The organism is Agromyces sp. Root81, from assembly GCF_001429165.1.
In the GTDB taxonomy this organism is placed as follows: Bacteria; Actinomycetota; Actinomycetes; order Actinomycetales; family Microbacteriaceae; genus Agromyces.
This window is the reverse complement of the sequence record NZ_LMIR01000002.1, coordinates 979,367-993,627: the sequence shown is the minus strand read 5'-3', so window position 1 is coordinate 993,627 and position 14,261 is coordinate 979,367. Positions and strand designations below refer to the sequence as shown.

Annotated in this window: 14 protein-coding genes; 9 read left to right on the top strand and 5 right to left on the bottom strand. The window is 61.9% G+C overall.

The features are described from left to right. Positions 1 to 5: 5 nt before the first annotated feature. From ASE14_RS09665 to ASE14_RS09650, 4 genes are all read right to left on the bottom strand, one after another. Entirely contained in the window at positions 6 to 605 is a 600-nt protein-coding gene (locus ASE14_RS09665) for an antibiotic biosynthesis monooxygenase (RefSeq protein WP_056654062.1), read from the bottom strand. A 244-nt stretch (positions 606 to 849) separates the two neighbouring features. Continuing rightward, complete coding sequence (locus tag ASE14_RS09660; protein WP_157372926.1) at positions 850 to 2,640, bottom strand: hypothetical protein; 1,791 nt, start codon at positions 2,638 to 2,640, stop codon at positions 850 to 852. Then, a complete protein-coding gene (locus tag ASE14_RS09655) occupies positions 2,637 to 3,650 on the bottom strand; it encodes a hypothetical protein (RefSeq protein WP_157372925.1) in 1,014 nt (337 codons plus the stop codon). The genes ASE14_RS09660 and ASE14_RS09655 overlap by 4 nt, the downstream gene beginning before the upstream one ends. Beyond that, complete coding sequence (locus tag ASE14_RS09650) at positions 3,650 to 4,606, bottom strand: hypothetical protein (protein ID WP_056654054.1); 957 nt, start codon at positions 4,604 to 4,606, stop codon at positions 3,650 to 3,652. The genes ASE14_RS09655 and ASE14_RS09650 overlap by 1 nt, the downstream gene beginning before the upstream one ends. A 1,067-nt stretch (positions 4,607 to 5,673) precedes the next feature. Between ASE14_RS09650 and ASE14_RS20535 the strand changes: the two genes are divergently transcribed. The 5 genes from ASE14_RS20535 (at position 5,674) to ASE14_RS20525 (ending at position 10,637) form a co-directional block, all read left to right on the top strand. Beyond that, the gene (locus ASE14_RS20535; RefSeq protein ID WP_157372924.1) at positions 5,674 to 6,219 is read left to right on the top strand and encodes a GNAT family N-acetyltransferase; all 546 of its coding nucleotides are present in this window, start codon (positions 5,674 to 5,676) and stop codon (positions 6,217 to 6,219) included. 162 nt (positions 6,220 to 6,381) lie between these two features. Then, positions 6,382 to 6,654 (top strand): hypothetical protein, encoded by a 273-nt coding sequence (locus ASE14_RS20800; RefSeq protein ID WP_056654048.1) that lies wholly within the window; start codon positions 6,382 to 6,384, stop codon positions 6,652 to 6,654. Between the two features lie 98 nt (positions 6,655 to 6,752). Next, positions 6,753 to 9,386 carry a DUF4135 domain-containing protein gene (locus tag ASE14_RS20060; protein ID WP_162257725.1) on the top strand — a complete coding sequence of 878 codons (2,634 nt, stop codon included), beginning with the start codon at positions 6,753 to 6,755 and terminating at the stop codon, positions 9,384 to 9,386. Positions 9,387 to 9,580: 194 nt separating this feature from the next. After that, on the top strand, positions 9,581 to 9,910 hold the full coding sequence (locus tag ASE14_RS20530) for a hypothetical protein (protein WP_157372922.1): 330 nt from the start codon (positions 9,581 to 9,583) through the stop codon (positions 9,908 to 9,910). Further along, on the top strand, positions 9,903 to 10,637 hold the full coding sequence (locus ASE14_RS20525; protein WP_157372921.1) for a hypothetical protein: 735 nt from the start codon (positions 9,903 to 9,905) through the stop codon (positions 10,635 to 10,637). Before ASE14_RS20530 ends, ASE14_RS20525 begins: the two co-directional genes overlap by 8 nt. Before the next feature lie 170 nt (positions 10,638 to 10,807). Here the strand turns inward: ASE14_RS20525 and ASE14_RS09635 are convergent, their stop codons facing one another. After that, the gene (locus ASE14_RS09635) at positions 10,808 to 12,091 is read right to left on the bottom strand and encodes an RIP metalloprotease (protein WP_157372920.1); all 1,284 of its coding nucleotides are present in this window, start codon (positions 12,089 to 12,091) and stop codon (positions 10,808 to 10,810) included. A gap of 68 nt (positions 12,092 to 12,159) precedes the next feature. Here ASE14_RS09635 and ASE14_RS20520 point away from each other — a divergent pair, with 68 nt between their 5' ends. Genes ASE14_RS20520 through ASE14_RS09620 form a run of 4 tightly spaced genes read left to right on the top strand, consistent with a single transcriptional unit; the run spans position 12,160 to position 14,236 of the window. Then, entirely contained in the window at positions 12,160 to 12,741 is a 582-nt protein-coding gene (locus ASE14_RS20520; RefSeq protein ID WP_157372919.1) for a hypothetical protein, read from the top strand. A 35-nt stretch (positions 12,742 to 12,776) separates the two neighbouring features. Beyond that, the gene (locus ASE14_RS09630) at positions 12,777 to 13,073 is read left to right on the top strand and encodes a hypothetical protein (RefSeq protein WP_200953303.1); all 297 of its coding nucleotides are present in this window, start codon (positions 12,777 to 12,779) and stop codon (positions 13,071 to 13,073) included. A 21-nt stretch (positions 13,074 to 13,094) separates the two neighbouring features. Continuing rightward, complete coding sequence (locus tag ASE14_RS09625; protein WP_157372918.1) at positions 13,095 to 13,424, top strand: hypothetical protein; 330 nt, start codon at positions 13,095 to 13,097, stop codon at positions 13,422 to 13,424. After that, a complete protein-coding gene (locus ASE14_RS09620) occupies positions 13,421 to 14,236 on the top strand; it encodes a metallophosphoesterase (RefSeq protein ID WP_056654037.1) in 816 nt (271 codons plus the stop codon). Before ASE14_RS09625 ends, ASE14_RS09620 begins: the two co-directional genes overlap by 4 nt. Positions 14,237 to 14,261 lie beyond the last annotated feature (25 nt).

Below are 14,261 nucleotides of genomic sequence, written 5' to 3'. Positions count from 1 at the left end.
TCGTCTCAGGGAGCGGCGGGCGCGAGCCAGCGGCGCAGCAGGCGCGTGACGAAGGGCAGCGCCCAGAACGTCATGATCGGCGTGAGCAGCAAGGTGGTCGCGAGCACCTTCCAGACGACCTCGAGCTCGTTCCAGCCGGGCACGAACGAGGTCACGAGCAGGGTGAAGACGAGGTTCACAGGGAAGAACCCGAGCCAGATCGTCACGGCCTGCTTCCACCGCGGCGGTGCGGGCGGCAGTTCGTCGGGCGAAGCGGATGCCGCGGCATCCGCCACAGGCACCGAACCCGTCGCCGGGTCGTCGAACCAGCCCTCGATGCCGGTGCGGCGCTTGCTGCGCTCCGAGCGCACGAAGCCCTCGCCCATCGAGAGCCACCACGTGCGCTCGGCAGAGCGCTCCCAGGCGTCGAGGGTCTGCTCGCTCGCGAAGCGGTAGAGCATGTGCCAGACCTGCGAGCCTTCGCCCGCACGCACCCAACCCGAGCCGAGGAAGCCCGGGTACTTGGCGGCGAGGTTCACGCCGGTCTGCACCCATGCGGTCGCCTCGGAGATGCGCTCGGGGTCGACCTCGCGCCGGATCGAGACGGTGATCGGTTCGTTGTGCATGGGCCCCCCAGGGGTTTCTCGCGAATCTCACGGGTTTTGTTCGCGAAACTCTGGCTGATTGGGCCGTTTTGCTTGTGGCGGGCTGCTCCGGGCCGAATGCGAGTGTAGTCGGGCCATGTTTCGAGGTTGCTTCGAGCGCAGAGGGGACTGGAACGCGTCAGATCGCCGTTCCTAGTACCTCAATCGCGATTTGAGGGCGCGGCAGACTCCGCTGTTTTGCCTTGCGATGTTGCTGGGTCTTGGGTCAGCCGCTACCGACGGGCAGTGGTGCGTTCTCGTCCTTCTGGAGGTGCTTCGAGAGGCCGCCCGCTCGGCGCTTGCGGCGTTGTCGCTTCTGGTGTTTGCGTTCGAGCGCTTCTTCGAGGCCGTGTCGTGTCTGTTCGAGGAATGCCTCGATTTTTCGCATGTTGGCTGCAGCAACGAGGACGGCGGTGAGGAGGTATTGGGCGGCGTAGCCGCGGAGCCGGCGCCGCCCGGACGCGGCGAGAGATTCGCGGGCGGGGTCTTTGAGGAAGCCGTTGAATCCTTCGACGCCGTTGCGGCCGGTGCTGTAGCGGTCGTTCCACTCTTTCAGCATGTACGGGAGCTTCTGCTTCCATCTCGCGCCTGCTTCGGGTGGAAATGTGGTCGAGGTGTGGCGGGTGCAGATGGGGCCGGGATGTTCGGGAGGGTTGGTCACGACGGTGGTGGCGTTCGTCGTCTGTCCGGCGCGGAGTTTCTTGAGCGGGCACAGGACGGTGGCGCCAGGGCCAGAGGCCGGGCACTTGAGCGGTTGAAAGCCGTCGCGGTCGGGCGCTTGTTTGGGTCGGAGGGCAAAGCTGCGCCGCTGCTGGAGTCGGGCGTCGCGGGTGGCTTTGTCGATGATGTCAGGGTTTGCCCGGTGATCGCCGACGGGGTTGTAGAGGTTCTCGGGTGTGGCGGGACAGTGCCAAGCGCCGTCGAGCATGATGGCGCCGGCATGGTTTTCTTGCAGCCCGAGTTGGTCGATGCGGTAGTCCATGATCGGCTCGTAGCCGAGCCCCCGGAGCGGGAGCTGGAATTCCTCGGGGATGCTGTTGGGCATGTAAAGCAGGTCGCCGGCGAGCCAGCCCGCTGGGTGGCCGCGGTCGCGGATGCTCCGGATGGCTCTGAGCGCTTCGTAGGCTGCGGCGAGGGCGGGCTTATGGAACGCCATTCCAATGGTCAGCATGGGGAAGTCTGCCGGGCGGGTGGGGTCGTTCGGCGACTGGGTAACGAGGCTTGCCTCGTACGCCCAGATGCTGACTTCGGTGGTGCGTATACGTCGACCTGGTCGGCCGTGCTGGAGGTCGTCGAGAAGGTCCGCGCGCACATTCGCTGACCGGTAGTACAGGCCCGCTTCGGGGTCCGAGGATGTGTAGGTGTCGTTGTGCTTCTTGGGGACGCGGCGCCCGAATGCGGGTACGACGGTGGCGTCGACGGTGATGTTGCCGCCCCATTTTCGGTGCTCGCGGGGGAGGAGCTGGTAGGTCGCTTCCAGCAACAGGTTCGCGAATCGGTCTGCGCGGTCCTTCCGTTTCTGTGCGTCGTCGGGGTCGACGGCAGAGAGGAGTTCCTTGTAGACGGGGACGGGCAGGATTCGGCCGCGGTGTCCCCGGAGTGGGTCGGGGTCGAGGATGCTGCGAATGGTGTTGACGGTTCGCCAGATTCGGTCGTACCACTGACGGCGGTTGCCGTGGCCGTAGAGTTCGTGCTCGCGCCGGGTGGTCTTGGTGAGCCGGTGGTCGAGAATCTTCGCCATCTCGTGGACGGTGAGCGGGCTGTTCTCGGTGGCGAGGAGGAACAACAAGATCAGCACCATGCGCATCGAGACGGTGCGCGGTCGGCCGCCCGGGCGGGTGTGAGCGCGGTCCTCTGCGAGCCATGTCTCGAGCTCAGCAACGATGCCGGAGTGGTCGATGAATGAGGTGATGAAGTTCACGCGCTGCCCGCGGATGCAGTCTCGGCGAGTGAGCACTCCATCCGCCTCGGGCTGCTCGAGCAGGGTTGACAGTGCGCGGTGGCCGGCATGAGTCATGGCTGCCCCGCAGCGTGGACCTGCGCCCAAGTATCTGGGGAGTCTGACCGGCGTGGGAGTTGCGCGAGGTATGGATTCAGACTGATGGCGCTCTTGAGGCCCGCAGTCTGGAGGATGAGGTCCGCGGGTAGACCGGCGGCGACGAGTGTATGGATCCAGGTGGCTCGGAGGCGTTCAGCCGTTGGTCGAAAGCTCTGGCCGCGGGTGCGAGCGATGAAGGCGGGCACCTTTCGTGCGCTGCGGACTCCTTCCTCAATGATGAACAGGTGCTCGTCGGGGTGGGTGTGGTCCCGGAGGGTGCGCAGGGTCTGCTCCCAGAAGGCAAGGGTCGGGGCAAACCGTGGCGGTGCACCATCCACATGGACTGCGATGCGCTCGCCCGAAGTATGAAGGTCCTGGCCCCGCACCTGGATGAGCTCGGAGGCTCGGAGCCCGCACCCGCCTGCGAGAGCGACGATTGCCGAGGCGTTGTGCCGCCATCGCTCGGTCGGTTGGCCCGCAGCCCAACCGGAGATGGCGGTGAGCTCGCTCTGCGAGTAGGGCTGGTTCTCGAGCGGAACTTGCGTTGAGGAGAAGGTTGGGCGGGCGGGGCCGGCGAGGCGAGTGATGTAGACGTTCAGCTTGTCGCGGTGGCTGCGGGCAGTCGCGCGACCTTGAACTCGGTCGATGTGGGTGAGGTAGTCGTCCAGGATTCGCGGGTTCGTGACCGACGCATGTTCGAGCGAGTACCCCACCTGCCAGCACCAGGCAAGGTACTGAGTCAGACGCATCAGCTGCATGCGGGCGACCTCGACAGTTTGTGGGTCGAGCTCGCAGACCAGCGCCCGGACACGGTCGCCGATGACGGCCCAGTGCGCGGCGGGAACCCGCACTGGCCGGTACTCGGCAATCTGCTCAGAGACACTTCTCACAAAGACACCTATGCGCCAAGAATCGACGAGGTGCAGATCCCAATGAGTCTGCGGCCCGCCACGGGTTTGGCGTCCGTCAGGCGGGGCGGTGTCGGGCATCAGCCGGGGCCGTTCAACTCCGCGTTCCGTAGGGAGAAGCGCACTGCGTGCTCGTTCTCGGGCGGGACGAACTGTATGTAGCGGGAGAAGGTGTCGAAGGAAGCCACTCCTGATGCGTCGAGCAGGGTGCGTGCGGGCACACCTCCGGCAAGCATCGTGACGATCCAGGTCGCGCGCATCCTGGGAGCTGACAACTGAATGGTGAGGTTCTTCGTGCGGAGGGCGAACTCGCCGACCAGGCTGGTCTCTCCTCGTTTCGCTTCGGGGCGGAACAGGTACTGGCCGGGCGCGGAGGCCGCAGTCGCCTCGTCGAGCAGGTCTTCCCACTGTCGTAGTACGGGCACGGCCCTTGCGCGCGGCCCGCTCACGTGCACGAGGGCGCCTTCCGCATCGAACGCAATATCGTCTGTTCGGACGAGCAGGAGGTCCTTTGCGGGAAGCCCGGCACCGAACCCAAGCGAGAGGAGGGCGCGGGCGTCACGCCGCCTGCTCTCGCTGCGTTGAAAGTTTGCCCACCCCCGAAGCTGAGCTTGCTCAGCCGGCAAGTACGGCACTGATGCGGCCGACTTCGCGAGGGGTGGAAGCCGGGGACCGAACGGGTCGGGGTTCAGCGCCTCTGCGGCACGAAGCAGCACGGCCCGCGCGTTCGCTTGCGTGGATGGGGATTTGCCGGGAAAGGCGTTGCGGATGCCGTCGGAAATGACGCGCCGGTCGAAGACCAACTCGCGCTTGAGCTCGATGCCAGCAGACTGCCAGCACCAGTAGGTGTGCGCAGCAATCGCAGCCAGCACTCGTCGCTTCGGGTAGGGGAGCCGGCTTCTGCAGTCGAGGTACGCGGTGCGCACGAACGGGGCAATGATCTCCCAGTGGTTCGGCGGGATCCGGCGCGGCGTGTACGCGGCGGTGTAGGCGTCGACGTCGTCGACGTCTGGCGGTCCTTCAGTGTGATCCGTCATCGTGAGCGTGGCGTGCCGGTCATTGACACAACTGCAACAGGAAGAAGGCAAGCATCAGCGATATTCAACCAGTGCCGATCCGGCATGCTCGGCACGAACGACTCGATGCGGTCATAGGTCACGGTGGGTCACCGCCTAGGTGTGGTTCGTCTTCATGGGCGACCTAAGCGTGGTCGACCACGTCGCCGAAGTCTGAGGTCTACTCACTCCTTGGGGATAAAAATACCCGCGAGACCACTTGCCCACAAGGGTAGTTGGTGATAAAAGTAACCAATGGGAGAAAACTCGCCCGCAAGTAGTCGAGACGGCATCCGCTGGGCGGATCGGGTTCGTCTACGCTCGAACCATGCCCAGGCCAGCTCGACCCACACCGCGCGAGCTCGCGCCCGGGTGGCCTGACTTGGAAGCGGCAGATCCAATTGCAGAGGTCGCGCGGCAGTTCGCCGAGAATGTCCGGATCGCCATCGGCGACCGGCACGATCCTTGCGCTCCTCGCGGGACGAGGATGGCCGGACCTGTACACCATCGCCAAGCTCGAACGTGGCCTTGGCGTGGACCTCTGGCCCGGACGGACAGACAGCAAGGGCTGAGCGGCGGCATGCGCATTCAAGGCTTGTGTGTCCGCTGCTCGTGGCCAGACACACTGGACGGGGTCAACGGGTGGGCTGCGTCTAGGGCACGCGCCCCTCAGATCCCATCCGGCCGCAGCGAGGCTAAATAGAGGTGAGCACAGTAACCGGGCAAGCAAAGATTGGCACATTGACGCGGTACCTCGCAGCACACGGGTGCGACCTCGGAATCCAAGGTTGGTATCGGACAAGTCGTCATCCGCTGGTCTGACCGCACGCGGCAGCGAGCAAACGTGACGTCCTAGAGCAGAACCTCGAGAAGAACTGCGAACCCGACGCATGACTCCTACGCCTTAGCGACCAGCTGTGTTTTGATCCGATTTCGTAGCGGCAATGGGAACCACAAGCGAGCGTCAACGAATGCACCTATGTCTCGGGTAGCGTGAACGCAGCCCACTACGCGCAACGATCTTGTCTTGAGGAAGGACTCACAAACCGATGAGCGTGAGCTATGAATTGACGTCTCTTACTCCTTCGATGATGAGCGAGCTCGAGGCTCGGCGAAGCGATCCTGAAGTTTGGCGCCCGTATCACTGGTATGGGTTCAACTACTTCGGTACGCCTCAACCAGCTGGTTTCGGTCAGCCTTTCGCTCCTCCGGAGGGCGGTCTGTTGGCCGTCGTGGATTCAGCGGAGAACTTCGTCGGCCAGGTGCAGTGGATTCCGGGATTCTGGTACGGAGGATCAAATAGGCACAGGGGTTGGAATGTCGGTTTCGTCATCTTCCCTGAGTATCGCCGTACGCGAGCAGCAACCACTGCGCTGACCTTGCTCATCGACTACCTGTTCACCCACACGACCGCTCACCGCATTGAAGCGACAACCTCCTTGGAGGCTGCGCCGAAGCGCCTCGAAGCGAAGCCCGCCGGCATGTCGCGCGAGGGCACAATTCGTCAAGCTGAGTGGCGCGAGGGGGACTGGCGCGATATCGCGCTTTACGCCATCCTCCGACCCGAGTGGGAGGCGAACCGCCACCTCGATTGAACCACCGACGGGGTGTTATGGACTCGTGAGAACCACCGACGAGGGTGCCATGGACTCGGGTGAACCACCGACGGGGTGTCATTGACTCGTTCTGGATTCGCGCATACGTTGGCAGAGGGGGAACGTAGAAGTTCCTCCGTTTTCGAACGAAGGAGAGTATCCATGTTGCTCGAAGAAATGAACGCCAGCCTGAAGAGCTCTGCCAAGAACGGCTTCGCCGGGGTGAAGTCTCCCGCGGGTTCCTCAGCGCTTGATGAGATCCTCATCAAGGACCTCTACCAGGGGTATGAGGGGAAGGGGTTCCCAATCGACGTCACGATCTCTGGATCGCCTGCGTCGGCGGGGTACACCGTGTGCGGCACGTGTACCACTACATGCAGCTGTGCAAGCGTGTCCGAGGACATCGGCGTCGCGCCTGGCCGGTTCGACGACTAGAAATGGTCAGTGCTTCAGCCCTGACACCCGGGGACTACATTGCGATCAGTGGTAGAGCCGGATTCTCACATTGGGCGGCATTGCCGTTCTGGGAATCAGTGCAGATCCTCAACCAGCGGCTGAAGACAGACTCTGCAACAAGTGCAGCTCTTGCGCCTAACGCGGTGCGCAGTGCATACGTCATCGGATTCGTCGAATGCGTTAGTAATATCGCATTCTCAGCGGTCGCAGATCGCATGGCTCGGCGCGGCATTGACGTCACAACTGACGATGTTGAGTCATTGTGGGAAGCTGCCGACGCGATACGGCAGAAGCTCGAAGCGGACGCCTCACTCGGCGAGATTGCCAAGCGTGTGCACCGCGCTAGTGATGTGTATGCCAAAGCGGCCGCTGAGTTGACGGATCGCCTTGAACGAGAGCTAGCCGTAGGACGGCTGCATCGCGTGAGCCATGTAAAAGTCCTAGGCGACATGCACATGAGGGGGGCCGTCGCTTTGCTCTACAGCGACGGCTCTCCTCTTTCCGTATACAAGCCGCGGCCGATGGCTGTCGATATTGTCTTTTCCCGGTTGCTCGACCACGTGCGTGAGAGTGTCCCCGAATCGGTGCCAATGCACCCCGACACCCGTGACCTTGGCGAGTATGGCTTTCAGGACTTTGTCGCCTACTCGTCCCCGCCAGATGGTGCCGAACGAAGTGACTTCTTCAGACGATTCGGGGGACTCGCTGCAATCGCTTATGCGCTTAGCATGAGTGATTTACACCGAGAGAACGTGATCTGTGCGGGCAGCTCGCCAGCGGTTGTGGACGCGGAGTGTCTCTTCAACTATGACCCCCGACTTGAGCTATATCCAGATAGCGGACGACTAATTCGGCCGCCTGCAACCGTCCTAACTCCAATGCTCCTGCCCAACTGGATCAAACAGTTCGACAGTGCCGAGGCATTCGACATATCCGCGCTTGGATCGTATAAACACCCCGAGCGCAGCGCACCTGAGCGCATCCTCACGTTCGAGAATGGGGTGCCCCGGTATACCTACAAGCGACCAGAGGCCGCCGTAGCCTATGGCAATCTTCCTCAATCGGAAGATGAGACGTTTCCTGCTGCTGGGTATGAAGTTGACCTTCTCGAAGGGTTCGACCAACTCGCGGAAGTCCTCGCACAGCACAAGACCAAGGCAGCTATTCACCGGATCATCGAGAGCGTGGACGGAATCCGGTCACGCTTCATCTCGACGGACACGTCGGTCTACGCCACGAGACTTCAAGGCACTTCGCGGTTCTCGGTAACCGAGAACCTTCGCCAATCTCGGCTGGGTGCTTGGGTGAATGAGTGCGAGGCGGAAGCGCTGAACGCCGGGGTGATTCCGCTCTTTGAGCGGAACTTCCGAGCAGCGACGATCATCTCGGACACGGGTGCTGACCACCAGACCTCATCCACACCACAGCGACAGCTTGCGGTCAGACTGGGGTCGCTCAACGCCCAAGAGTTTGCCGCACAACGAAAGCTGGTGGAGCGGGCCCTGGACCTTGGCTCAGCTAACCCAGGCAACACGAAGAAGATGGACGGGAGAACGGCCGGAGACAGTGTTGGCCCACAGATCGCACGCATCGTCGACCTTCTGGAACGGAACGCGCAATCCTACGGCGATACGCTTTGGTGGCCAACGTCCCTCGAACACGACCCGGAGAGATGGCAGCTTGACGTTACGGGGGCAGCCCTCTACGACGGACAAGCAGGCATTGTTTTCGCTCTCGGGGTTGCTGCTCTCGAGTCGAGACGCGCCGAATCGCTCTATCTGCGTTGCCGAGACAATCTAGCTCAAGTTGTCGGCGAAAGCGTTTCAAGGCACAGATCCGAAGGTTTTCCGGTCACGCTTGGACTCTCGGACGGCCCGCTCGGACCCCTTGTTGCTCTGGCTTCGGTAGCATCGCTCCACGCTGATCACGAAACCTTGCAGTGGGTATCCCAGATGGGTTCCCATCTGGAGTTGAACTCACAGTTCCCAGATGATTGGGAGTACATGAGCGGGCTCGCAGGCACTGCGGTAGGCCTCCAACGGCTGGGCGACCTCACTCAGTACAGCGGATTTAGGGCGCTTGAAGACGCCGCTTTGGACTCGCTTTCGTCACAGATAACGCGCGCGGCCCCGAGCGGAAACCTACGTGCAGGCCTCGCGCACGGGCTGTCCGGCGTCGCGCTCGCTTTCGCGTCTGCTTCCTCACTTACGGATGCGGAGCGAGACGAAGCCGCCCGAACTTGTATTGAGGCTGAAGACGCGCTCTTGCTCGAGCTCGCGTCCGAGCAAGAACACTCACATTCGACACGTCGTGTGTTTTCATCCTCCTGGTGCTGGGGGTCGGCCGGCCAACTTCTCGTTCGACTGAAGAGCGGCGGAAGCGGAGGAAATCTCACTAAGCTTCGGACTAGAACGAATCATCATGATCCCGACTTTGCCTCCGTATGTCATGGTTCGCTCGGCACTGTGATGGTGCAAGGTACAGCGGAGTATGAGTCCATGTTTGGCGTCGAGGATGCTCGACAGACTGCTGCCATGATTGACACTCATCTGGCATCGAACTTCGCCCCGCGCCGCGGCGCTCCGGCTTACACCTTCGACCCAGGGCTCTTCACCGGGTTGTCTGGATTGCTCGTGTATCTCGCTTCCCGCCGCGATGGCGCACACTTCGATGTGACCACGCTTTCCTACGGGCAACGGGTCGCGAACTAGTGTTCGCAATAGTAGGACTGACGCTCATTTGGGCGCTCATTGCGATAAAGCTTGCTGTGTATGTGGGAGCCTGGTCGCGAACGTCGATAGGGAGCAACCCGACGTTTCTTCGCCTCAGTTCTCGTGTGCCGTCGTGGGGATTGTTTGGTCAGGGCTCTGGGTCCTTTGATACCCGGATTGCAATTGTTGACTACGTGAATCCAAATGACCGCGACACCCACATCGAACCGGTGAGAGTCAAGCACTGGTATGAGCCATTGATCAACCCCTTTGGACGCTATCGGGCGCTGCGGCGGAATGCCGCGCGCGCCGTCATTGCTGATGCGGCGCGTCACGGCAGCGCAGCCGCGAGCTATTCCTCCGACCAACTACAGAGGGCCGGCGAAATCTATCTACGTGAGTGCCATCCGGCGGACTATTCGTCTCGTACATTCCACGTTCTGGTGATCATGGATCGCGGATACTTCAGCTCCGACCCACCTGAAGCACTCGCGGAACTTGGGCCGTTCCGGACCCATGCTTGACATTGCACTTGCGCTGATCGGTGTTGGAGCGACGGTCACAGGCGTGGAAGATCTTGTTGCGCATCGGCGGCTCGCCAGTCTGCTTGGATACGGTCGCCATCGAGGTGCAATCATCGGGGCATTGGGAGCACTGCTTGCCCTCCTCGGAGTAGCCGCCTTCGTGCTCCAAACCTGGTCGCCGACCAACTCATCAGCCCATGCCGGGGCCGTCATCACTGGCCTACTTGTAGCGTTCCTCGTGCGTTCCTTCGTAATGCAGAGCAACGACGGTGCAGACCGAATGTTTATCGTCGTCCTTGTTCTAACTGGCGTTGGCTACGCTTCAACAACCGGACCGGCATGGCTCCCCTTGGCATGGAGCTGGACCGTCATCGCCATAGTCGGTATCGCGTACTTCGAAAGCGGCCTAGCGAAGGTACGAGTGAAAGGATGGCGAGAAGGCAGAACGCTAGCCCTAGTGATGAATGTTCCTGACCTGGGAAATGAGAACGCGGCTCGATTTCTGCTCGACAGCCCACGAGTCTCTTTCATCGCCTCGTGGGGCGTAATCGGGCTTGAGCTGTCGGCGGGCCCCATGTTTGCTCTTAGCAACGCAACAGCGCTGCTGGCGGTCATGCTGCTCGGCCTCATGCACGCAGGGATCGCGATACTAATGGGGCTAGGACGATTCTTCTGGAGCTTCGGGGCGGCGCTCGTTCTCGTGCTCGTAGCGCGTGCCCTACTTTGAGGATAAAGACGCCAATCTGCACTGAGCCGCGGCGTGCCTGAAGCCGACGGAATGAGAGTGGAGTGGCACGCTCAGCGATCACATCGCTGCCCGACGCGGCTCCTTCTCCCACAGACTGAGTCGTCAGGTTGAGAAGTCGAAATACCTCGGCTTTTCGTAACTGGGCCTGGTTAGATGATCGGGTTCACAATGTCCGCGACAGTCATTACCAGAGTTAGTCCGACGAGAACTGCGAACACGGTCAGAGTCACCGGTATCAGCTTAGAAACATCGATGGGTCCGCGAGTTGGTTGCCCTCGCCGCTTCGCTATGAAGTCACGCAAGGACTGCCACAACGCAACCGCGATGTGCCCGCCATCAAACGGCGGGAGCGGGACCATGTTCAAGATGAAGAGCGCGAGATTGACGGATCCCATTATGGTGAGGAAGGTCTGAACCTTCACGTCTGGGCTGATGGCCTCCGAAGATGAGATGACACCAGCGGCGCGGCCCACCCCTACCATGCTGAGAGGGCTCTCGGCGCTTCGCTCCTCGCCAGTAAAGATCGAGCGGCCAGCATTCATTACAGACACAGGCAACGACGCGAAGGCGGAAACATTCTGCGAGATGGTCTGCCCGATAGTCACGAATCCCTGACCGAGTGACTGCGGTACCAGTACAGTGCTCGGTGTCATTCCAAAGAATCCGATTTCACCGCCGGCGCCGTCAGAGATGGAGCCGATCTGAACTTCGAGGGGCACCGTCTTTTCACCGCGACTCACATCCAAAACCACATTCTCACCCGCGGAACTTTGAATCGTCGTCGAGAGATCACCCCAGCTGGCTACCGGTCGACCGTCAATGCGGGTGACAATATCGCCCTCTCTGAGCCCCGCAGCGGCTGCGGGTGACCGGGGGTCGCCGGTCTGGCATTCGGACGTCAGAGAGGCGGGCGTGCATTGCGAAACTGCACCCACGCCGACCGCCGGAGCGCCAAGGACGCAGAAAGCCAGAAGAAAGAAGACAACAGCCAAGATCAAGTTGACGAAGGGCCCGCCAAACATAATCGCAATGCGCTTTGGAGCGCTCAGCGCGAAGAATGGTGTCTTGGAGTACTCCTCCGTTTCCGGAGGCTTCGGTGGATACATACCCTCCATCGAGATGTAACCCCCGAGGAGGAGGAGCTTCAAGCCGTATTCAGTCTCGCCAACTCGACGCGAGAACAAGGTTGGACCGAAACCAACCATGTACTGCTTGACGCCGACGCCGAACCGCTTGGCCGGTATTAGATGACCGAGTTCGTGAAGAGCAACGAACGCGGTGAGCCCGACAACGAAGACAATGACGCCGACGGCGAACTCGAGGCCTGCCATTCTGTTCCCATCGGTTGTGGTATCTATCGGATTGCAAGAGTACCGGGCGATGGCTTGGTATTTGCTCGTAAAGTGACGATGGTAGTCCAAGATCAGTGCCACCCCCGCAAGACTATTAGCCTGCACGTCGCAGCAAGAAGATCACACGGAGAGTTGAGTCGAACTCGAAGATGGAAGAGCAACCCGCCACGAACCGATGGGCAGCTGCAGAACTCGCTGCAAGGCGAACGTTTCCTCCGCTCCACGAGCGCGCTTACAAGCGTCGAGCCTGGGTCCTCACTGCTGGCTATTGCGGTTTCATCGTCGTAGCTGGAGGATTCGTTTTGCTGTCTGCGGCGGTCACCGGCCCCCAAGCCTCGTTAGTTGTCGCCGCCGTGGGCGCGTTGGTCGGCATCCTCAGCGCGGGGTGGGCTGCGGCGACTGGACGTCTCGCAGCGTGGACAGAACCTCTCGATCCATTGCCACCAGAAGAGCGAAGTGCCCTCCTGAAGCAAGTCTTTGGACAGGTCGAACTCGATCCTCGCCGTAGCGGCCTTGTCCGCGCCGTTGCAGAGCGCGCTCGATTCTGTGGGCCTGCTCGTATTCTGATGGACTTCGGAATGCTTCTAATGTTCCTCGCGCTCATCCTCAGTGACTCAACAGTCTTGTTGCGCGTCCTCTTCTATGTCGCGTCCATCGCAGTCCTCCTTATCGCCACGCTTGAGATTCGCCGCACGCTCAACGCTGCTAGGTTTCTGCGCAACACTGCCTGAAATGCCGACCAACTCCGGCTTTCGTCGCTAGCGCGATGGGCGACCAAATCGCGGGGATCTTGTCCACAAGACCAAATGGTGATAAAAATAACCAATGGGAGAAAACTCGCCCGCACGTGATCGAGACGGAGCTCGCGCCCGGGTGGCCTGACTTGGAAGCGGCAGATCCAATTGCAGAGGTCGCGCGGCAGTTCGCCGAGAATGTCCGGATCGCCATCGGCGACCKTGCGCTCCTCGCGGGACGAGGATGGCCAGACCTGTACACCATCGCGAAGCTCGAACGTGGCCTTGGCGTGGACCTCTGGCCCGGACGGACAGACAGCAAGAACTGAGCTCTCTCGCGGCGGTTGGTCATGATCGACTGCCTCCATGCTGATTCGCCTGCCGGCTGGTACCGAGTGCGTACCGTGAGCGGGAGCATCTACCTCCTGCACCTACGACCGGGCGGGCAGGTCGCGATGCTTCGGGCCCCGATCCAATCGGATGATGGTGAGCGTGCGCTGTATCGCGATGGCGAGCCGATTCCATGCAGGATTGAGCGCCTCACAGTCGGGCAGAGCGCCTGGTTCACCTTCTTCAAGGCTGAGCGACTGGCTGACGCCGAGTATCTCGTCTCGAACCGGCTCTCGTCCACGGTCGTCAGCATCGAGGAGATCGACGGGCATCAGGAGCGCCCGCAATGACATCGGCCGGCGACGAGCACGTTGTCGCGGTGGCGGGGGACTGGCACGGCAACGTCTCCTGGGTTCAGCGTGCGATACCGGCGCTGGCTCGCCAGCACCCAGGCGTCCGTACGATCCTCCATCTCGGGGACCTCGGCATCTGGTCCGGGGAGCGTCCGCCCGGGTTCCTGGGCACACTCGACTACTGGTGCGCCCGGTCCGGCATCGACCGGGTGCTCCTCACACCCGGCAACCACGACGACTGGGCCTTGTTGGACGCTGCGTTCGCGGCCCGGCCCAGCCACGCGGTGCCGCTGAGTGACCATGTGTGGGCGCTGCCGCGCGGCCTTCGGTTCGAACTCGACGGTCGGTCGTTCCTCTCGTTCGGCGGTGCGGCTTCGATGGATTTCGAAGCCCGCGTGCCAGGCAGGGACTGGTGGCTGCAGGAGACACCGACAGATGCCGAAGCCTCGTACGCGATGTCGGGCGGCGGGGTCGACGTCCTACTCACCCACGACTGTGTCGACGGCGGAACGCTCGAAGCAGCTGAGGAGATGAAACGGGGCCATTGGGGTGCTGAGGCACAGGCCTACTCAGCCGCCGCACGTGCGAGGGTCACCTCCGTCTGGGAGGGTGTGTGTCCCCGGATCCTCGCCCACGGGCACATGCACGTGAAAGGTGAACGGCAGCTCGACGACGGGAGGCGCATCTACTCGCTCGCGAACGAGTTCCGGGCCGGCAATCTTGCCGTGCTCGACCTCCGAACCCTCAACTGGGAATGGGTCGCGCTGCCAAGTATCGAACGGCCACCACTGGCCGGCCGCGGCGGCTGAAGCCTGACGAGGCCTTGTACTTAGA